This is a genomic window from Novosphingobium sp. 63-713 (assembly GCF_001898925.1).
Classification (GTDB): Bacteria; Pseudomonadota; Alphaproteobacteria; order Sphingomonadales; family Sphingomonadaceae; genus Novosphingobium.
This window is the reverse complement of the sequence record NZ_MKVS01000004.1, coordinates 140,523-158,267: the sequence shown is the minus strand read 5'-3', so window position 1 is coordinate 158,267 and position 17,745 is coordinate 140,523. Positions and strand designations below refer to the sequence as shown.

Here is a 17,745-nt window from a genome sequence, read left to right as displayed (position 1 = left end):
CCTATTCTCCCATCACCAGACGCGCGAGCGTGAGGACCTGTCGATAGGCCCAGTCAAACGGCGGCCCCACCCAACGGTCCACCAGATCGAAACCCGGCACCAGTTGCGGCAAGACCACCAGCAGAACCAGCACCAGCGCAAAGCCCAGACGGCGAAAGCGCGCATAAAACACCGCCGCCTTTTGGGGCAGAAGCCCCTCCACAATATGCGAACCATCAAAGGGAGGGATCGGCAGCAGGTTGAACAGCGCCAAAAACAGATTGATCTGGATAAAGGTCAGCAGCATCTCGGCCGCTACCTGCACGCCCATCGCCTGCGGCAGATGCGCCATCGCGCCCAGCAGCAGCGCGCCCAGCACCGCCATCACGATGTTCGAAACCGGCCCCGCCGCCGCCACGATCATCATGCCCACGCGCGGATTGCGCAGCCGCCATTTGTTGACCGGGACCGGTTTGGCCCAGCCGAACACCGGCAATTTGGCCAGAGCGAGCATCCCCGGCAGCAGGATCGTGCCTACCAAATCAACATGGCGCAGCGGATTGAGGCTCAGCCTTTTGGCCTCGTCCGCCGTAGGATCGCCCAATGCGCGCGCCGCCAGCCCATGCGCCACCTCGTGAAACACGATGGCGACCACCAAAGGCACGATCAGCCCGGCAAAGCGCAGGACGGGCAGCATATCCATCAGCCCGCGCGCCGCGCCTGCGTGAAATGCCGCCTGCAAAGCGCCACATAGCGGTCATTCCCGCCGATCTCGGTCTGCGCACCCTCGATCACCGCATGGCCCGCCGCGTCCACGCGCAGGTTCATCGTCGCCTTGCGCCCGCAATGACAAACCGCCTTCAATTCCACCAAAGCATCGGCAATGCCCAGCAAGGCCGCCGATCCGGGAAACAATTCGCCCTGAAAATCGGTGCGTAAGCCATAGCACAGCACCGGAATTCCGCCCTCGTCGGCAATGCGCGCGGCTTGCCACACCTGCTCGGCGGAAAGGAACTGCGCCTCGTCGATCAGCACGCAGGAGAGCGGCGTTTCGCCATGCGCGGCCATCACCGCGCCGTGAATATCCGTCTGTGCGCCAAACCGATGCGCATCCGCCGCCAGCCCGATCCGGCTCTCGATCGCATGATCGCCCCCGCGATGGTCCAGCGCCGCCGTCCACAGCATCGTGGCCATGCCGCGTTCGCGATAGTTGAAATCGGCCTGGAGCAGCGTGGTCGATTTGCCCGCATTCATGCTGGCATAGTAGAAATAGAGCTTGGCCATCGGACAGGCTTACTCGCCGTCCCCCTGCTCATCCCCATGCTCACCGATATCGCGCCGCACGCGCGGATCGGCCAGCAGCGCGTCAATCCGGCTCGCCTCGTCAAAGCTTTCATCGGGCAGAAACTTGATCTTGGCCGCATATTTCAGCTTCAGCTTGCCCGCGACCTCTTTCTGGAAAAAGGCGATGTTCGTGCGCAGGGCCTTGAGCACGATCTCCTCATCCTGGCCCAGAAGGGGTTTCACAAAGACCGTGGCATGGCGCAGATCCGGGCTCATGCGGACCTCGGTGACGCTGACCGAATGGGCGGTCAGCACGTCGTCATGCACCATCTGGCGCGTCAACAGGTCGGAAATCACATGCCGCACCTGCTCGCCCACCTTGAGCAGGCGGACCGAGCGGTTCTCGGGGGTGGAAGTTTGGTGGCGTGCCATAATGTCTCGTCAATTCTGTCGCCGGATCGTCCCGGCCTGTCGTAAATTTGCTTTGCTCACGGAACGCATCGCTTGGCAATGACTTCTGTGCTCTGAGCGGTATTGAAATCGGAGCTCAGCCGTCGATTTCAACGCCTTCAAGGAGGAATGAATGCGTAAAATTATCGGACTGGCGCTTTGCGCGCTGATTCTTGCCCCCACGGTTGCCTCGGCCGACCCCGATCATGGGCGCGGCGGGCGGGGGCATTGGGACCATGGCCGCCACGGCGGTCGCGGCCCCCAATGGCACGGCGGCCACGGCTGGGCGCCCCAGCCCGGTTGGCGCCAGTTCCGTCGCGGCGAACGCTTCTATGCCGAACGCGCCCCCAATTATGTCATCATCAACGACTATCGCCGCTGGCACCGCCTGCGCCCGCCCCCGCGCGGCTATCGCTGGGTGCGTAGCGGCAACGACGCCCTGCTGATCGGCATCACCAGCGGCATCGTCGCCAGCGTTATCGTGGGCGCCATGCGTTGATCATCCCGCCTGTTTCGTCCAATGCGGCCCGCCTTGCATCGTCAAGGCGGGCCTTTTCCTTGTGTCATCTTCGGTCGGCCATGCGACAATTTAACACAAGAATGACCGGCACCGTTCAGGTTCCCGCGCATTAGGCCATTGTAAGAAAGGGACATTGAAGAGTTCAACTCTTCCTGAAGGAGAAGCAATATGAAGACCCCCATCGCGCTGGTGCTGGCCGCAGCCCTGCTGGCCCCCTCGGCGCCCGCTCTGGCGCAGCCGGGCAGGCATGACGGCCCGGGCGATCATCGCGGGCCCGACAACCGGGGCGGCCATGACTATCGCGGCCCGCAAGGTCACGGCCCCTCCGCCTTTGTCCAGTTCCGCAAGGGCGAGCGTTTCGACCGCCGCCGGGCGCCCAATTATGCCGTGGTCGATTACCACCGCTATCGCCGCCTTGGCCCGCCCCCGCGCGGATATCAATGGGTGCGCAGCGGCAATGACGCCGTGCTGGTGGCCATCACCACCGGCATCGTGGCCAGCGTGATCGTCGGCGCCATCCGTTAAGCCTCTCAGGGCGGTGCCTTGCGCATCGCCCGACCCTGAACCCGCTTTGGCCCGATAATGGAAACATGGCAGGGGCCGTTCCCCCTTGCCCCCTTTCCCACCGGCCGGGCGGGCCTCAGACACGGAAAAGGGCGGCATCCCGGATAGGGAAGCCGCCCTTTTCTTCATCGATCCGTCAAAGGATCAGAGCGTGCGCTCGCGCATCTCGACTTCGAAGACTTCGAGCATATCGCCCGCCTTCACATCGTTGGTCGCCTCGAGCACCACGCCGCATTCCAAACCGGCGCGAACCTCGGCCACATCGTCCTTGAACCGGCGCAGCGAGGCCACGGTGGTCTTGGAGACGATGACGTCGTTGCGGGTAAGACGGGTGTGGAGACCCTTCTTGATATAGCCCTCGACGACCAGCAGACCGGCGGCCTTGTTGTGCTTGCCCGCCGGGAACACTTCCTTGACCTCGGCGCGGCCCACCACGGTTTCGATCCGCTCCGGACCCCAGACGCCCGCCATTTCCTTGGCGATGTCATCGGTCAGGTGATAGATCACGTCGAAATACTTCATCCGCACCTTGAAGCGTTCGATGATCTCGCGCGCCTTGGCATTGGGACGGACGTTGAAGCCCACGATCGGCGCACCCGAAGCCGCCGCCAGATTGACGTCGCTTTCGGTGATCGCACCCACGCCGCTGGCCAGAACCTTGAGCTTGATCTCGTCATTCGACAGGCGGTTGAGCGCATTGACGATGGCTTCGACCGAACCCTGCACGTCCGCCTTCACCAGAATCGGATATTCGATCACCGACTGCTTGGCGGCCAGAGCCGAGAACATGTTTTCAAGGCTAGAGGGCGCCGAAGTCGTGCGCTTGGCGGTGGCCTGCTCCTGACGGAAGGCCGCCACTTCGCGGGCACGCGCTTCGCTTTCCACCACGGTCAGCGTATCGCCCGCCATCGGCACGCCGCCAAGGCCCAGAACCTCAACCGGCAGCGAGGGCGGAGCCTGCTTCACCTGACGGCCCTTGTCGTCCAGCATGGCGCGCACGCGGCCCGACTGGGTGCCGACCACGAAGATGTCGCCGACCTTGAGCGTGCCGCGGTTGATAAGCACGGTGGCCAGCGGCCCCTTGCCCTTGTCGAGCTTGGCCTCGATCACGGTGGCTTCGGCCGCGCGATCCGGGTTCGCCTTCAGCTCCATCAGTTCGGCCTGCAGCAGGATCTTGTCGATCAGGTCCTGAAGGCCCGCGCCGGTCTTGGCCGAAACTTCCACGTCCTGAACGTCACCCGACATCTGCTCGACGATGATTTCATGTTCGAGCAGGCGTTCGCGGATCTTCTGCGGGTTGAATTCGGGCTTGTCGCTCTTGGTGATCGCCACGATCATCGGCACGCCGGCCGCCTTGGTGTGGTTGATCGCCTCGATCGTCTGCGGCATCAGCCCGTCATCACCGGCCACCACCAGAATGACGATGTCAGTGACATTGGCACCGCGCATACGCATTTCGGTGAAAGCCTCGTGGCCCGGCGTATCAAGGAACGTCACCAGATCGCCACCCTTGGTCTTGATCTGATAGGCGCCGATATGCTGGGTGATGCCGCCCGCTTCGCCGCGCACCACGTCCGTCCCGCGCAGCGCGTCGAGCAGCGAGGTCTTGCCATGGTCAACGTGGCCCATGATCGCCACGACGGGCGGACGGGTCTTGAGCGTTTCATCAGCGTCCACGTCAACGGTCGTGTCGATGTCAACGTCGCTTTCCGAAACGCGCTGGATGTTGTGGCCGAATTCTTCGACCAGCAGCTCCGCCGTGTCCTGATCGATGGTGTGGTTGAGCGTCACCACCATGCCCATCTTGAAGAGCGACTTGACCAGATCCGCGGCCTTTTCGGCCATACGGTTGGCCAGTTCCTGCACCGTGATCGCCTCGGGCACGATCACATCGCGCACCTGCTTTTCACGCTGCTGATACTGACCGCCAAAGTGGGCGCGGCGTTCCTTTTCGCGGGCGCGCTTGAGCGCGGCCAGCGAACGGGCGCGGGCGCCCTCGTCCTCGTTCAGCGCGCGGTTGACGGTCAGCTTGCCGCCACGACGCTCATCGGCGGCCTTGCGGTCGCGGCTGGGTGCGGGCTTCTTGGCAGCAGGCGCGGCAGCCTCGGGGCGACGCGGCGCGGGCGCAGGCGACTGCACCGGGGTAAAGCGGCGCGGCGCAGGGGCAGCGGGCTTTTCTTCCACCGGCGCGGCCTTCGGAGCCTCAACCTGAACCGGAGCGGCAGGAGCGGGCGCAGGCGCAGCCTCAACCACAGGAGCAGCGGGCGCAGGCGCAGCCTCAACCACAGGAGCAGCCGGAGCAGGCGCCTCCTCAACCTTGGGCGCTTCCTCAACCACCGGCGCGGGCGCAGCGGCCGCTTCGGCAGCGCGGCGGTTTTCCTCGGCGCGGCGGCGCTCTTCCTCGATCTGGCGGGCCTTTTCTTCCTGCTCACGGCGCGTTGCCGCTTCGCTGGCGGCCAAGCGGGCCTCTTCTGCTTCACGCAGCAGGCGGGCCTGCATTTCCTGACGCGTTTCGCGGCTTGCGGCCACGGGCGCAGGGCGCACAGGCGGCAGCGGCGGGCGCACCGGCTGGGCCACGGGCGCGGGCGCAGGGGCGGGAGCGGCCGCAGGCGCTTCAGCGCCCTGCCCGCCCTCGCCCGGCTTGCCCGGGATCACCTTGCGGCGTTTGACTTCAACCACCACCTTGTTGGTGCGGCCGTGGCTGAAGGTCTGCTTGACTTCGCCCGCTTCCACCGAGCGCTTCAGCCCCAGCGGCTTGCGGCCCAGTGTCGGTTTGTCATTGCTATCGGTCATCGGTTCAAACAGCCCTTCAGTCTCAATTCGTCTCAGCCGGCGACTCGCAGTCGTCAGCGTCATCATGATGTGCGTCCGGTTCGGCGGCATCGCCACCAAAGCCTTGATTATCTTTGGCAAGATAGTGATTCAGGCGCGCGAGCAAGGGGGCCAGCCTTTCGGCCGATGCCCGGTCGGTCAACGCCAGATGCACGACATTGTCGCGGCCCAATGCCACAGACAGGGCCGCCCGGTCCAGTGGCAAGGTATCACCCTTCTCACCGCTGCCTTCGGTTTCCCTGCCCACGCGCCAAGCCTGGTCCAGCTTGCGATTGCCATCGTCGCCCGCATCCGCCGCATGGGCCAGCCATACGACCCGCCCCATGCGCGCATTTTCAGCGATGCGGTCGGAACCTACCAACAGGCGCCCGCTGCGCATTTCCAGACCTAGCCGGTCGGTAAAGGCCCGCGTCAACGCGGCCTCGATCCTTTCGGGCAGGTCATCGGGAATGGCAATCTTCGCGCCCTTGTAGGCCCGTGCCAGAGCGCCCTTCAGACGCCCCTTGGCCATGGCCTGCACCAGTTCATCCTTGCGCACGCCAATCCACGCCCCGCGCCCCGGCGCCTTGGCCAGAGCATCAGGCGCGACAAAGGCGACCCCATCAGGTCCATCGGGCGAAATCGCCAGACGGATCAGCGCATCGCGCGGGGCCACCTCGCCGGAAAGGATGCATTTCCTTTCCGGCCCGGCGTCAGCAATGTCGGAGCTTACGCGCTCATTGCGAGGAATCCGCATCGGCGGCTCCCCCGTCTACTTCCGGCGCACCAACTTCGGGTTCATCGGTGAACCAGTGGGCGCGGGCGGCCATGATGATCTCATTGCCCTGTTCTTCGCTCAGGCCATATTCGCCCAGAACGCCGCCACGGCTGACTTCCTCGCGCTTTTCATCACGCTTGTCGTCGCGCTTTTCATTGCGGCGGCGCTGGTCATTGGCGCGCTTCTTGGCGATCAGCTCGTCGGTGGCCAGATCGGCCAGATCGTCGAGCGTCTTGATCCCCGCCTTGCCCAGCGTCACCAGCATGGTTTCGTTGAGATGCGGCAGTTCGGCCAGCGCATCCTCGACGCCCAGAGCGCGGCGCTCCTGACGGGCGGCCTCTTCGCGGCGGTCGAGCGCTTCCTGTGCGCGGTTCTGGAGCTCTTCGGCCAGCTCTTCGTCAAAGCCTTCGATCTGCGCCAGTTCGGCGATTTCGATATAGGCCACTTCTTCCAGCTCGCTGAAGCCTTCGGCCACCAGCAACTGCGAGAGGGTTTCATCGACATCCAGCTCTTCTTCGAACAGCTTGGACTTTTCGGCGAATTCCTTCTGACGCTTTTCGCTCGCCTCGGCCTCGGTCATGATGTCGATCTGACGGCCAGTCAACTGGCTGGCCAGACGCACGTTCTGACCGCGGCGACCGATGGCCAGCGACAGCTGATCGTCGGGAACCACGACCTCGATACGGCCCTCTTCCTCGTCGATCACCACGCGCGACACGGTCGCGGGCTGAAGCGCGTTCACCACGAAAGTGGCGGTGTCTTCGCTCCAGGGGATGATGTCGATCTTTTCGCCCTGCATTTCCTGCACGACGGCCTGCACGCGGCTGCCCTTCATGCCGACGCAGGCGCCGACCGGGTCGATGCTGGAATCGCGGCTGATCACGCCGATCTTAGCGCGCGAACCCGGATCGCGGGCGGCGGCCTTGATCTCGATGATGTTGTCGTAGATTTCAGGCACTTCCTGAGCGAACAGGCGCTTCATGAAATCGGGATGCGCGCGGCTCAGGAAAATCTGCGGGCCGCGGTTCTGACGCTCGACCTTGAGGATCAGCGCACGGACGCGCTCGCCCACGCGGGCGGTTTCGCGCGGGATCTGCTGATCGCGGCGGATCACGCCTTCGGCGCGGCCAAGGTTGACGATCACATGGCCGAATTCGACCGACTTGATGACGCCCGTGACGATTTCGCCCGCGCGGTCCTTGAACTCGGCATACTGACGGTCGCGCTCGGCATCGCGCACCTTCTGGAAGATGACCTGCTTGGCGCTCTGCGCGTCAATGCGGCCCAGATCCACCGGGGGCAGCGGATCGACGATGAAGTCACCGATCTTGGCGTCCTTCTGCAGCTTTTCCGCCGCCTTCAGGTCAACCTGCTTGAAGTAGTCATCGACATGCTCGACCACTTCCACCACGCGCCACAGGCGCAGATCGCCGGTGCGCGGGTCCAGCTTGGCGCGAATATCGTTTTCGGCGCCATAGCGGTTGCGGGCCGACTTCTGAATGGCCTCTTCCATCGCCTCGATAACGATCGCCTTGTCGATCATCTTCTCGGTGGCAACGGCTGTCGCAATCGCGAGCAGTTCGGCGCGGTTGGCGGAAATCGCACTGGCCATAATCAGTCTTCCTGCGTTTCGGTTTCTTCGTCGATCTCGTCGAAATCTTCATCGGGATCAATGGGTTTGGTTGCGGCCAGCAAGCGATCGGTCAACACCAGCTTGGCGGAATGAATATCGGCAAAGGGGAAAGTAACGCGGCCCGACTTCTTGTCGTCCAGCGCGATCACCTCGCCCTCGACCGAGAGAAGATTACCCACAATGCTCTTGCGGTTGCCATCGACGGGCACGGTCAGATTGACCTTGGCCTCATGGCCGATCCACGCCGTGAAATCCTTGATCCGGGTCAGCGGACGGTCGATACCGGGCGAGCTGACCTCAAGGCGATAGGCCTCCTCGATCAGCGTCTCGCCCGCTTCTTCCAGCGCGTCGATCTTGTCCGAAATGCGGTGCGAGAGCGCGACGCAATCACCGATCACCAATTGCCCGGTTTCGGGGCGCTCGGCCATGATCTGAAGCGTATGCTCCTCATCGCCCACGTCCGACTTGCCAAACAGAATCACGCGCACAAGATCCAAGCCCAAGGCCTTCACCTCTGGTTCGACAATCTCGGTAATACGCGCGATATTGGCCATGTAAGTTCCTGTATTGAACGACAGAATAGCAAGCAGTTTCGCGCCGGCCCCTTCCGGCGCCAGCCCCGCTTTGCTTCACAATGTCGGGATTGATCGGGCCATTACGCCTGTTTGGAACGGAATGCAAGGGGGTGGTCGGCAATTACTCCTTCACCCACCCCTCATCCGTCGCCTGCGTCAGCCAGACCCCGCTGCCCAGCATCAGCTCCACCCGCGCCAGAACATTTTCCACCGCCGGCATGGCCGCGCTTTTGCCCGCAAATTCGGCCAGAGGCGCCTGTTTTTGCCCCATCTGCTCGATCACGCTGGCATGGGGAATCGCGGGCCAGTCAGGATGCTGGGCCAGAATGTCGCGGTGCATCGCCTTGCGCCGGTCCACCATCGAGAGAACCGGCAGAATGCCCGGCGCCTTGCCGCCGCGCTCGGCCTCCAGATGCTCCTTCACCTGCTCCAAAGTCCGCATCGCCAGCGGCGCAGGCAGCAAAGGCACCACCAGCAAATCGGCGGCGCGGAAAATCTGATCCGAAATCCCGCCCAGACCTGGCGGGCAATCCACCACAATCCGATCATAATCGGGCGAGAGACTCTCCAGCAATTTCTTCAACCGCTTGGGCTTGTCATCGGCCAGATCGCTTTCCAGATGGCGCAGCGACAGGTCCGCCGCGATCAGGTCCAGTTCGGGCCAGTTGGTCGGCACGATCGCATCGGCGGGATCGGCATCGCGAGCAAAAATCTTCTTCGCCTTGGCCGCTGCGCCCGACTGCCCCAGCAGGAAAGCCACCGCCCCCTGCGCATCAATATCCCAGATCAGCGTCCTTTTGCCCGACACCGCAAAGCCATGTGCCAGATTGACCGCCAGCGAGGATTTTCCCACCCCGCCCTTCATGCTGTAAACCGCGATCACCTTGCCCATGCGCCCGCCTTTCTCAGATTTGCGCGCAACTTAGGCCTCGCGCCGCCCAAGTCAAAGCAGATGATGTTTCCGCATCGTGTGGCGCAACTGGTCATAGGTCAGGCCCAGCGCCTTGGCGGTCTGGCGCTGGTTATAGCGGTGGCGGGCAAGGGCGGCTTCGACAATGGCCTTTTCATGCGCATCGACCGCCCCGCGCAGGTCCGACACCCCAGCCAGATCGCCCGCCATCACCGGCGCGGGCGCGGCCTCATGATCGGCGGCGCGCAGCGATTGGGTCGGCTTCCATGGCGAATCGAAGGGATCAAAGGTGATTTCGGCAATCGGCATTTCCGGACTGTCGCTGCGATAGACCGCCCGCTCGATCACATTGCGAAGCTCGCGCACATTGCCCGGCCAGTGGTATTTTTCCAGCGCCGCCGCCGCCGCCCCGCTGAACCCCGGCCAGCGGTCCCAACCCATCTCGCTGGCCATGCGCCGCCCGAAATATTCGGCCAGCACCGAAATGTCGCCCTCGCGAGCGCGCAGCGGCGGCAGGGTGATAACCTCAAAGCTCAAACGGTCGAGCAAGTCGGCGCGAAACCGCCCCTCGCGCGCCATGCGGGGCAGATCCTCATTGGTGGCCGCCACGATACGCACATCCACGCGCAAAGGCCGAGAGGCCCCGATCCGCGTCACCTCGCCATATTCCACCGCGCGCAGCAGGCGCTCCTGCGCGCCCATGCTCAGCGTGCCCAGTTCATCGAGGAAAAGCGTGCCGCGATCGGCTTCCTCAAAGCGTCCCGCCCGCGCCCGCGTCGCCCCCGTAAAGGCCCCAGCCTCATGCCCGAACAATTCCGCCTCGATCAGCGTTTCGGGCATGGCCGCACAGTTCAGCGTCACCAATGGCTCGTCCCAGCGTGAGGACAGGCGGTGGAGACGCTCGGCAATCAGCTCCTTGCCGGTCCCCCGCTCGCCAATCACCAGCACCGGGCGGCGCAGCGGCGCGGCGCGACTGGCGCGCTCGACCGCATCGAGGAAAGCGCCCGACTGGCCGATAAATTGCACATCGCGCGGAGCATGGTGGGGAGATAGCGCCATGAATTGCCTATCCTTGGTGAAATTTCCCGAAGTTTGGCAAAACACACAAATCCCGTCAAGCGGCGGCGCAGCGCAAAACCCCCAATTTTCGCGCCATCCGCAAATTGGCACGGGCTTTGCGATATATCCGGCATGACCAAACTTTCGCCTCTCGAACCCATCCCTCATGCCGAAACCCCCGGCATGGCGGGCGCATCGCCGACACACTCGATGCGCATTCCCATGGGTGCGGCGAAAGTCGGGCCGGAGGGGCCATTCGCCCGTCCGTCGGGCGATGATCGCGCAACGCCCCTGCGTGATCGCCACACTCCCCCTCCGGCCCGGTTTTTTTCGCTTCAGGATTTCTCGCGCGGCCACAACAGGCTAGAACGGGAAATCGAGAAACTGCAATCCAATCCACCTTCGGGAGCAAGCCGCATGGGCATTTTCAGCCGCACCCGCGACATTATCGCCGCCAATTTCTCCGATCTTCTGGAAAAGGCCGAGGATCCTTCCAAGATGATCCGCATGATCATCCTCGAAATGGAGGAAACGCTGGTCGAAGTGCGCGCGTCGGCCGCCCGCACCATCGCTGATCAAAAGGAGATGCGCCGCCATATCGCCAAGCTCGACCGGCTGCAGGCCGACTGGGGCGAAAAGGCGCAACTGGCCCTGTCCAAGGGCCGCGAGGATCTGGCCCGCGCCGCATTGGTGGAAAAGCGCAAGGCATCGGACATGGCCGACCAGCTGCAATCCGAAGTCTCGGTGCTGGACGATTCGCTGCGCGCCTTTGAGGCCGACATCGAAAAGCTCCAGACCCGCCTGCGCGAAGCCCGCAGCCGCCAGACCGCGATTGCCGCCCGTCTGGAAAGCGCGGAGAACCGCGTGAAACTGCGCACGCTGCTGGCCAGCGAGCGGGTGGACGAGGCGATGGCGCGCTTTGATGCACTCGAACGCCGCGTCGATTATGCCGAAGGGCGCGCCGATGCGCTGGGTCTGGCCGACAATGCCAAGCCCAGCCTTGCCGACGAGATCGCCGCCCTCGCCTCGGGCGACAAGGTGGACGAGGAGCTTGAGGCTATGAAGCGCGCCTTGAAGAAGGAGGGCTAAGCCATGGATATCGTGCCTTTGGTGGCCATTTGCGCGCTTTTCATCGGCCTGCCGTGGATCATCCTGCATTATGTCACCAAATGGAAAACTTCCGCCACGCTGACATCGGATGACGAAGCGCTGCTGGAGGAGCTTTACCAACTGGCCCGGCGGCTGGATGAACGGATGGATACGGTCGAGCGCCTCGTCGCCTCCGATCACCCCGATTTCCGCCCCGCCGCCCAAATGCCCAACCGCGAAATCGACAACCAACCGCTGCGCGAAATCGCCAAAGACATTGACCGCTTGCGCGCCCGCTCTGCCGACAGGAGCTTTCGATGAACCCGATCCACACCCGTTTTTACCGTGACAAGGCCAATGGCAAGTTCATGGGCGTTTGCGCCGGGATTGCCGATTATACCGGAATTGACGTGCTCTGGGTGCGGATCGCCACGCTGGTCCTGCTCTCGATGAGCGGGGGCACCGCCTGGGTGATCTATTTCGGCATCGGCTTTCTGGCGCCCGACAAGCCCCGCGCGCTCTATACCGACCGCGAGGAGCAGCGTTTCTGGCAGGGTGTGCGCCAGTCGCCGGGCCGCACCACCCGCGAGGTCCGCGCCAAGTTCCGCGATCTGGACCGCCGTCTGGCTGCGGTGGAGGACTACTATGTCTCCTCCAACCCGCGCCTGTCCGAAGAAATCGAAAAGCTGCGCTGAAAGCACAGCATTTAGGGGGAAATTCCATGTCCGCTGGCACTATTGGCGCGTTCATTCCGATTGTCGCGCTTTCGATCCCGATCGTGGCGATCTGGACCAGACACAAAACGCGCATCGCCGAAATGCACATCCGCGCCACCGCCGATGACACGGCCGAACGCGCCGCCCAATACGCCGCCAAGACGCAGGAACTGGAAGACCGGGTGCGCGTGCTGGAGCGTATCGTCACCGACAAGGGCTATGACATTGCCGCGCAAATCGAGGCCCTGCGCGACACAAAGGCGGTCGAAGGCCATATTCAAGACCGCCGCCGCGATCCGCTCAACTGATCCCTCTTCGGAGCGACTGCCATGAACTTCTGGGAAGCCATTGTTCTCATTGTCATCGTCACCTCGGTCGCCAAAGTGTTTCAGGCGGGCCTCTACAGCCGGTCGGGCCGCGCACGCCGCGTGACCATCGATGACAAGGGCAAGCAGACCATCATCGAACACGCCGACCGCGATGCCGAAACCGATCTCCAGAACCAGCGCCTGAAAAGCGAGGTCGCGGAATTGCGCGAACGCATCAAGGTGCTCGAACGCATCGCCACCGAGGACCGCAAGGCCCGCGATCTGGCCGATGAAATTGAATCGCTCCGTCGATAAGAGGGGCCGATAAAAGGGTTTGAAGCCATGTTGCATGATTTCATTCATAGCCTTGCCCCCCTGATGTGGACCGGCATCATCCTGACCGCCATCGTCCTGCGCCACCGCCGCAAGATGGCCGCGATGTCCTATGGCGAGGCACGCCCCGCCGCCCAAGATGCCGAGGTCGAGGCCCTGCGCGAGCGCATCCGCGTACTGGAACGCATCGCCACTTCCTCCTCGCTGGAGGGGCGCAGCGCGGATCGGCTCTCGGCCGAAATCGAAGCCCTGCGTGATCGTTGAACCTGCGATCGTTAAACCGGAGGATTTCCCATGGACAGCCTGACCCTGCCCGAACTGGTCTCCGCCCTGACCGCCATCGCCATGCTCAGCATCGCCCTGCTGCGCGGATGGTCGGGATGGCTGGCGCTCAAGCATCGCGAACTTGATCTGGTGAGCAAGGCCGATCAGCCCGCCCAGCCTTCGGCCACCCATCGCATCGAGATCGCAGACCTGAAAGAACGCATCCGCAAGCTGGAAGCCATCGCCGCCGGGGTTGATTTATAAGCCCCTTGGGCGCTATCGCATCCCCATGCGCAGCCTTTCCGATATTGCCGAGGAATATGAATTCCTCGAAGCCGACGAACGTTACCGCCTGTTGATCGAACTGGGCCGCGAACTGGACCCCATGCCCGACGCGTTGAAAACCGACGCCACGCTGGTGCGCGGATGTTCGGCCAGCGTCTGGGTCTATCCGGTGGAACAGGGCGACCGGCTGCAATTCCTGGCCGATTCGAACGCGGCGATCACCAAGGGCATCATCGCGCTGGTTCTCTCGGCGGTGCAGGGCAAGCCCGCCGAGGAAGTGGTCGCGATGGACATTGCCGAGGCGCTCGCTCCGTTTGATCTGAAAAACCAGCTTTCCAGCAATCGGACACAGGGCGTGCCCAACATGATCGCGCTGATCAAGGATCACGCATCACGGCTCGCAGCGGGCTGAACCGGGCATGCGCCGCCACCTTTATCAAGCGGGCGGCCTGTTCTTTGTCGGCCTTGGTATTGTGGGGGCATTTCTGCCGCTCTTGCCCACGGTGCCCTTCCTGCTGCTGGCGCTGTTCTGCTTTGCCCGCTCCAACCCCGCGTGGGAGCAGCGTCTGCTCGATCATCCCACCTATGGCCCGCCCCTGCGCCAATGGCGCGAGCGGCGGGCGATCCCGCGCCGGGCGAAGAAAGCCGCGCTGATCGCTATGGCGGTGTCGGTGGGGATTACCGCGTTTACGGCGGGGTGGCCGTGGGTGTTGATTCCCGCTGGGGTGATGGTTCTGTCGGGGACTTGGATCTGGACAAGAGCGGAATAGAAGGATGATGCGAGGGTCTAGACCCTCGCGCTCCCGTTACTGTCTGCGTTGCGCTAAGGGTTCAGCGTTGTGTATCGGACGCAACGTTTCAAAATTAAAGCCTGCGGCGCCGTTAGAAGGCGCCGCAGGCTTTAATTATAATCACACAAGACCTCGAACCACACCCCATTAACGGGATTGCAAAGGGCCCCCGCCCTTTGCCCGCCGGAGGCCCTCTTTTAAACCCTTAAACCAACCGCGCCTGACGCAACGCCGCGCCGATAAACCCGGCAAACAGCGGATGCGGCTCGAACGGACGGCTCTTGAGTTCGGGGTGGAACTGCACGCCCACGAACCACGGATGGTCCGGCCGCTCGACGATTTCGGGCAGCAGGCCATCGGGCGACATGCCCGAGAACACCAGCCCGCCCTGCTCCAGCGCCTCGCGATAGTGCGAGTTCACTTCGTAACGGTGGCGGTGGCGTTCGCTGATCGTCTCGCTGCCATAGATCGCCGCGACATGGCTGTTGCCCGCCAGCTTGGCTTCATAGGCACCAAGGCGCATCGTGCCGCCCAGATCGGTTTCGGCGGTGCGCTGTTGCAGCCCCTCTTCGCTCATCCATTCGGTGATGATGCCGACGACCGGCTCCTTGGTTTCGCCAAATTCGGTCGAGGAAGCGTCCGCGATCCCCGCCGTGTTGCGCGCGCCTTCGATGCAGGCCATCTGCATGCCAAGGCAGATGCCGAAGAACGGCACCTTGCGTTCGCGGGCAAAACGGACCGCCGAGATCTTGCCCTCGGTGCCGCGCTCGCCAAAACCGCCGGGCACAAGGATGCCGTGCAGCGGTTCGAGCGTCGAGACGATCTCTTCCTCGTCCTTTTCAAAGATTTCGGCGTCGATCCACTTGATGTTGACCTTGACCTTGTTGGCAATGCCACCATGCACCAGCGCTTCATTCAGCGACTTATACGCATCCTGAAGCACGACATATTTGCCCACCACACCGATGGTCACTTCGCCCTCGGGGGCGGCATAGGTCTTGGTCAGCGCCTGCCACTGGTCGAGCTTTGGCTCGGGCGCGGTCAGGCCAAAGTGGTGCAGCACCGCATTGTCCAGCCCTTCGGCGTGATATTGCAGCGGCACGGCATAGATATTGGGCGCGTCCAGAGCCGGGATCACCGCTTCCTTGCGCACGTTGCAGAAGAGCGCGATCTTGCTGCGCTCGTTCTCGGGCAATTCCTGTTCGCAACGGCACAGCAGCACGTCAGGCTGGATGCCATACGAAGTCAGCTCGCGCACCGAGTGCTGAGTCGGCTTGGTCTTGAGCTCACCCGCCGCCGCGATGTAGGGCACCAGCGTGACATGGGCAAAGCAGGTCTGCTCGCGCCCCAGTTCGTTGCGAAGCTGACGGATCGCCTCGATGAAGGGCAGGCCCTCGATGTCGCCCACCGTGCCGCCGATTTCGCACAGCACGAAATCCAGATCCTCGGTGTCGGCCTGCGCGAAATCCTTGATCGCATCGGTCACATGCGGGATCACCTGCACCGTCGCGCCCAGATAGTCGCCGCGGCGTTCCTTGGCGATGATCGTCTGATAGATGCGGCCCGAGGTGATATTGTCGCTCTTGCGCGCCGAAACGCCGGTAAAGCGTTCATAATGCCCCAGATCGAGGTCCGTCTCTGCACCATCGTCAGTCACATAGACTTCGCCATGCTGATACGGGCTCATGGTGCCGGGGTCGACGTTGAGATAGGGGTCGAACTTGCGGATGCGGACCTTGAAGCCGCGTGCCTGCAACAAGGCGGCCAGTGAAGCCGCCATAAGACCCTTGCCCAGCGAGGAGACCACGCCGCCGGTGATGAAAATATACCGCGCCATGGGGATTGCGCCTTACCTTTTTTGAACCATCAATCCAAGCGCGCAATGCGCGCCAACGAGCAAGCAATCCACAGTCCTGTTCATGGACGCGCCAAAAACGCGCCGCAGACGGCGGAATGCCCAAACGCCAACCACCCCACCGCGCGTGCGGCAGGGTGGCTGACACAAAAACACCGAATTACTTCTTGGCCGCGCCGGCCAGCGGATCGGCAGGAAGCGGAGCCGCAGGAGCGGCAGGAAGCGGAGCCGCAGGAGCGGCAGGCGCCGCAGCCGGGGCCGAAACGCTGCGATCAAGCGAGGTATCGACCTTCTGGCTCGACGCGCTGGCCACGGCCAGAGCCGCCAGCACAATCGAGAGGCCGACAAAGATCGCAGCCAGAACGCCCGTGCTGCGCGTCAGAAAGTCCGCCGCGCCGCGCGCCGACATGAAACCCGAAGGGCTGCCGCCAACGCCCAGACCGCCGCCTTCCGACTTCTGAATCAGGATCACCACGACCAGCATGGCCGCGACAATGGCCTGAAGCACAATAAGGAAGATGAACATGAAGCGCGACTCTCGACATGGCAGCCAGCAAAGGCCACCGCATGAATGGAATGGCGCGCATCTAGGCGCGCATGAGCCCAGTTGCAAGGGGGTGCTTCCACCCCACCCCCAACCTGGGCCTTGATCCGGACGCCGAACCTCAGCCTTCGATGAGCATCGCGGCGGCATTGATGATCGCGGCAAAGCTCTCCGCCGTCAGACTGGCCCCGCCGACCAGCGCGCCGCCGACATCGGCCACGCCCAGCAATTCCGAGGCATTGCTCGCATTGACCGAGCCGCCGTAAAGGATACGCACGCCCTTGCCCGCATCGCCGTAGATGGCGACCAGATCGGCCCGGATTGCCTGGTGCATCGCGGCCACATCCTCCACCGAAGGCACGCGACCCGTGCCGATGGCCCAGACCGGCTCATAAGCCACGGCCAGCCCCTCGGCGCCTTCCTTGGGCAACGAGCCGTGAAGCTGGCCCGAAACCACCGCTTCGGCCTGCCCGGCGTCGCGCTCGGCCTCCGTTTCGCCCACGCACAGGATCACGCCCAGCCCCGCCGCGCGGGCGGCAAGCGCCTTGGCCTGCACATCGGCATTGCTCTCGCCATGCAGGCTGCGACGCTCGCTGTGGCCCACGATGGTGAAGCGCGCACCGGCATCTTCAAGCATGGGCGCGGAAATGTCGCCGGTATAGGCGCCGCTGGGCTTGGCATGGACGTCCTGACCGCCCACGGCCATCGCCTGAGCTTCCTCGGCCATCGCATGGACCAGCGTGAAGGGCGGGGCGATGCCCACGTCCACCGCCGGATGGCGGGCCGCCACGCGGTCGATCGCGCGCGCCTCGGCCAGCGTGGCGCGCAGGCCGTTCATCTTCCAGTTGCCGACGATATAGGGCCGCAAAGCCATGATCCCTTTGTCCTTCCTAAATCGCGGGGAGCCAAAGCACGGCCCGCAACAGGCCGCGCCGCATCACGCCTCCCCAGCATGCGTATGCGCGCCTAGGGCAAGGAGGCGCCGCTTGTCAAAAGG

General features: G+C 63.6%; 23 protein-coding genes. 11 read left to right on the top strand and 12 right to left on the bottom strand.

The window, feature by feature from the left end:
* Nucleotide 1: 1 nt before the first annotated feature.
* The 3 genes from BGP00_RS01085 to rbfA are packed head-to-tail and all read right to left on the bottom strand — an operon-like array spanning nucleotide 2 to nucleotide 1,695.
* Entirely contained in the window at nucleotides 2-676 is a 675-nt protein-coding gene (locus tag BGP00_RS01085) for a site-2 protease family protein (protein ID WP_168602869.1), read from the bottom strand.
* Between the two features lie 5 nt (nucleotides 677-681).
* Nucleotides 682-1,263, bottom strand: coding sequence for a thymidine kinase (locus BGP00_RS01080; protein ID WP_292692851.1), 582 nt, complete (start codon nucleotides 1,261-1,263; stop codon nucleotides 682-684).
* A 9-nt stretch (nucleotides 1,264-1,272) separates the two neighbouring features.
* Nucleotides 1,273-1,695 (bottom strand): 30S ribosome-binding factor RbfA, encoded by a 423-nt coding sequence (rbfA, locus tag BGP00_RS01075; protein WP_168602438.1) that lies wholly within the window; start codon nucleotides 1,693-1,695, stop codon nucleotides 1,273-1,275.
* A 151-nt stretch (nucleotides 1,696-1,846) separates the two neighbouring features.
* Between rbfA and BGP00_RS01070 the strand changes: the two genes are divergently transcribed.
* Together BGP00_RS01070 and BGP00_RS01065 are read left to right on the top strand one after the other, a co-directional pair.
* Nucleotides 1,847-2,212, top strand: a complete 366-nt coding sequence (locus BGP00_RS01070) for an RcnB family protein (protein WP_292692847.1) — start codon at nucleotides 1,847-1,849, stop codon at nucleotides 2,210-2,212.
* Between the two features lie 189 nt (nucleotides 2,213-2,401).
* Nucleotides 2,402-2,758 carry an RcnB family protein gene (locus tag BGP00_RS01065; RefSeq protein WP_290006241.1) on the top strand — a complete coding sequence of 119 codons (357 nt, stop codon included), beginning with the start codon at nucleotides 2,402-2,404 and terminating at the stop codon, nucleotides 2,756-2,758.
* A gap of 183 nt (nucleotides 2,759-2,941) precedes the next feature.
* On the opposite strand, the gene infB is transcribed toward BGP00_RS01065, so the two are convergent.
* From infB to pspF, 6 genes are all read right to left on the bottom strand, one after another.
* The gene (infB, locus tag BGP00_RS01060; protein ID WP_292692844.1) at nucleotides 2,942-5,590 is read right to left on the bottom strand and encodes a translation initiation factor IF-2; all 2,649 of its coding nucleotides are present in this window, start codon (nucleotides 5,588-5,590) and stop codon (nucleotides 2,942-2,944) included.
* A gap of 22 nt (nucleotides 5,591-5,612) precedes the next feature.
* The gene (locus tag BGP00_RS01055; protein WP_292692841.1) at nucleotides 5,613-6,365 is read right to left on the bottom strand and encodes a DUF448 domain-containing protein; all 753 of its coding nucleotides are present in this window, start codon (nucleotides 6,363-6,365) and stop codon (nucleotides 5,613-5,615) included.
* Nucleotides 6,346-7,998, bottom strand: a complete 1,653-nt coding sequence (gene nusA, locus BGP00_RS01050; protein ID WP_292692838.1) for a transcription termination factor NusA — start codon at nucleotides 7,996-7,998, stop codon at nucleotides 6,346-6,348. The genes BGP00_RS01055 and nusA overlap by 20 nt, the downstream gene beginning before the upstream one ends.
* A gap of 2 nt (nucleotides 7,999-8,000) precedes the next feature.
* The gene (gene rimP, locus BGP00_RS01045) at nucleotides 8,001-8,573 is read right to left on the bottom strand and encodes a ribosome maturation protein RimP (protein WP_292692835.1); all 573 of its coding nucleotides are present in this window, start codon (nucleotides 8,571-8,573) and stop codon (nucleotides 8,001-8,003) included.
* Nucleotides 8,574-8,715: 142 nt separating this feature from the next.
* A complete protein-coding gene (locus BGP00_RS01040; protein ID WP_168602431.1) occupies nucleotides 8,716-9,486 on the bottom strand; it encodes an AAA family ATPase in 771 nt (256 codons plus the stop codon).
* A gap of 51 nt (nucleotides 9,487-9,537) precedes the next feature.
* Nucleotides 9,538-10,563, bottom strand: a complete 1,026-nt coding sequence (gene pspF, locus BGP00_RS01035; protein ID WP_292692831.1) for a phage shock protein operon transcriptional activator — start codon at nucleotides 10,561-10,563, stop codon at nucleotides 9,538-9,540.
* Nucleotides 10,564-10,938: 375 nt separating this feature from the next.
* On the opposite strand from pspF, the gene pspA reads away from it, so the two are divergent.
* From pspA to BGP00_RS00990, 9 genes are read left to right on the top strand one after another with little or no spacing between them, the layout of a single operon-like run.
* Complete coding sequence (gene pspA / locus BGP00_RS01030) at nucleotides 10,939-11,652, top strand: phage shock protein PspA (protein ID WP_292692892.1); 714 nt, start codon at nucleotides 10,939-10,941, stop codon at nucleotides 11,650-11,652.
* Nucleotides 11,653-11,655: 3 nt separating this feature from the next.
* Nucleotides 11,656-11,973: an envelope stress response membrane protein PspB gene (pspB, locus tag BGP00_RS01025; protein WP_290006246.1), complete on the top strand. Its 318-nt coding sequence runs from the start codon at nucleotides 11,656-11,658 to the stop codon at nucleotides 11,971-11,973.
* Nucleotides 11,970-12,347, top strand: a complete 378-nt coding sequence (gene pspC / locus BGP00_RS01020; RefSeq protein WP_168602428.1) for an envelope stress response membrane protein PspC — start codon at nucleotides 11,970-11,972, stop codon at nucleotides 12,345-12,347. Before pspB ends, pspC begins: the two co-directional genes overlap by 4 nt.
* A 26-nt stretch (nucleotides 12,348-12,373) precedes the next feature.
* A complete protein-coding gene (locus BGP00_RS01015; RefSeq protein ID WP_292692826.1) occupies nucleotides 12,374-12,676 on the top strand; it encodes a hypothetical protein in 303 nt (100 codons plus the stop codon).
* 21 nt (nucleotides 12,677-12,697) lie between these two features.
* Nucleotides 12,698-12,991, top strand: a complete 294-nt coding sequence (locus tag BGP00_RS01010) for a hypothetical protein (protein ID WP_292692824.1) — start codon at nucleotides 12,698-12,700, stop codon at nucleotides 12,989-12,991.
* 27 nt (nucleotides 12,992-13,018) lie between these two features.
* A complete protein-coding gene (locus BGP00_RS01005) occupies nucleotides 13,019-13,273 on the top strand; it encodes a hypothetical protein (protein ID WP_292692822.1) in 255 nt (84 codons plus the stop codon).
* A 30-nt stretch (nucleotides 13,274-13,303) separates the two neighbouring features.
* The gene (locus BGP00_RS01000) at nucleotides 13,304-13,537 is read left to right on the top strand and encodes a hypothetical protein (protein ID WP_292692820.1); all 234 of its coding nucleotides are present in this window, start codon (nucleotides 13,304-13,306) and stop codon (nucleotides 13,535-13,537) included.
* Nucleotides 13,538-13,562: 25 nt separating this feature from the next.
* On the top strand, nucleotides 13,563-13,970 hold the full coding sequence (locus BGP00_RS00995; RefSeq protein ID WP_292692818.1) for a SufE family protein: 408 nt from the start codon (nucleotides 13,563-13,565) through the stop codon (nucleotides 13,968-13,970).
* Between the two features lie 7 nt (nucleotides 13,971-13,977).
* Nucleotides 13,978-14,328 carry a YbaN family protein gene (locus BGP00_RS00990; protein ID WP_168602423.1) on the top strand — a complete coding sequence of 117 codons (351 nt, stop codon included), beginning with the start codon at nucleotides 13,978-13,980 and terminating at the stop codon, nucleotides 14,326-14,328.
* 226 nt (nucleotides 14,329-14,554) lie between these two features.
* Here BGP00_RS00990 and BGP00_RS00985 read toward each other — a convergent pair whose 3' ends face one another.
* The 3 genes from BGP00_RS00985 to tpiA form a co-directional block, all read right to left on the bottom strand.
* The gene (locus BGP00_RS00985; protein WP_168602422.1) at nucleotides 14,555-16,186 is read right to left on the bottom strand and encodes a CTP synthase; all 1,632 of its coding nucleotides are present in this window, start codon (nucleotides 16,184-16,186) and stop codon (nucleotides 14,555-14,557) included.
* Between the two features lie 178 nt (nucleotides 16,187-16,364).
* Nucleotides 16,365-16,730 (bottom strand): preprotein translocase subunit SecG, encoded by a 366-nt coding sequence (gene secG, locus BGP00_RS00980; protein WP_292692815.1) that lies wholly within the window; start codon nucleotides 16,728-16,730, stop codon nucleotides 16,365-16,367.
* Nucleotides 16,731-16,869: 139 nt separating this feature from the next.
* Nucleotides 16,870-17,622 carry a triose-phosphate isomerase gene (gene tpiA, locus BGP00_RS00975; protein WP_292692813.1) on the bottom strand — a complete coding sequence of 251 codons (753 nt, stop codon included), beginning with the start codon at nucleotides 17,620-17,622 and terminating at the stop codon, nucleotides 16,870-16,872.
* Nucleotides 17,623-17,745 lie beyond the last annotated feature (123 nt).

Bases quoted from the DNA above. Each gene is read 5' to 3' on its own strand.
- BGP00_RS01015 (WP_292692826.1), top strand. From the start codon at position 12,374: ATGTCCGCTGGCACTATTGGCGCGTTCATTCCGATTGTCGCGCTTTCG.
- BGP00_RS01085 (WP_168602869.1), bottom strand. From the start codon at position 676: ATGCTGCCCGTCCTGCGCTTTGCCGGGCTGATCGTGCCTTTGGTGGTC.
- nusA (WP_292692838.1), bottom strand. From the start codon at position 7,998: ATGGCCAGTGCGATTTCCGCCAACCGCGCCGAACTGCTCGCGATTGCG.
- BGP00_RS00985 (WP_168602422.1), bottom strand. From the start codon at position 16,186: ATGGCGCGGTATATTTTCATCACCGGCGGCGTGGTCTCCTCGCTGGGC.
- secG (WP_292692815.1), bottom strand. From the start codon at position 16,730: ATGTTCATCTTCCTTATTGTGCTTCAGGCCATTGTCGCGGCCATGCTG.
- BGP00_RS01040 (WP_168602431.1), bottom strand. From the start codon at position 9,486: ATGGGCAAGGTGATCGCGGTTTACAGCATGAAGGGCGGGGTGGGAAAA.
- BGP00_RS00995 (WP_292692818.1), top strand. From the start codon at position 13,563: ATGCGCAGCCTTTCCGATATTGCCGAGGAATATGAATTCCTCGAAGCC.
- pspB (WP_290006246.1), top strand. From the start codon at position 11,656: ATGGATATCGTGCCTTTGGTGGCCATTTGCGCGCTTTTCATCGGCCTG.
- tpiA (WP_292692813.1), bottom strand. From the start codon at position 17,622: ATGGCTTTGCGGCCCTATATCGTCGGCAACTGGAAGATGAACGGCCTG.
- BGP00_RS01080 (WP_292692851.1), bottom strand. From the start codon at position 1,263: ATGGCCAAGCTCTATTTCTACTATGCCAGCATGAATGCGGGCAAATCG.
- BGP00_RS01055 (WP_292692841.1), bottom strand. From the start codon at position 6,365: ATGCGGATTCCTCGCAATGAGCGCGTAAGCTCCGACATTGCTGACGCC.
- BGP00_RS00990 (WP_168602423.1), top strand. From the start codon at position 13,978: ATGCGCCGCCACCTTTATCAAGCGGGCGGCCTGTTCTTTGTCGGCCTT.
- infB (WP_292692844.1), bottom strand. From the start codon at position 5,590: ATGACCGATAGCAATGACAAACCGACACTGGGCCGCAAGCCGCTGGGG.
- BGP00_RS01000 (WP_292692820.1), top strand. From the start codon at position 13,304: ATGGACAGCCTGACCCTGCCCGAACTGGTCTCCGCCCTGACCGCCATC.
- BGP00_RS01005 (WP_292692822.1), top strand. From the start codon at position 13,019: ATGTTGCATGATTTCATTCATAGCCTTGCCCCCCTGATGTGGACCGGC.
- BGP00_RS01010 (WP_292692824.1), top strand. From the start codon at position 12,698: ATGAACTTCTGGGAAGCCATTGTTCTCATTGTCATCGTCACCTCGGTC.
- BGP00_RS01070 (WP_292692847.1), top strand. From the start codon at position 1,847: ATGCGTAAAATTATCGGACTGGCGCTTTGCGCGCTGATTCTTGCCCCC.
- rimP (WP_292692835.1), bottom strand. From the start codon at position 8,573: ATGGCCAATATCGCGCGTATTACCGAGATTGTCGAACCAGAGGTGAAG.
- pspC (WP_168602428.1), top strand. From the start codon at position 11,970: ATGAACCCGATCCACACCCGTTTTTACCGTGACAAGGCCAATGGCAAG.
- BGP00_RS01065 (WP_290006241.1), top strand. From the start codon at position 2,402: ATGAAGACCCCCATCGCGCTGGTGCTGGCCGCAGCCCTGCTGGCCCCC.
- rbfA (WP_168602438.1), bottom strand. From the start codon at position 1,695: ATGGCACGCCACCAAACTTCCACCCCCGAGAACCGCTCGGTCCGCCTG.
- pspF (WP_292692831.1), bottom strand. From the start codon at position 10,563: ATGGCGCTATCTCCCCACCATGCTCCGCGCGATGTGCAATTTATCGGC.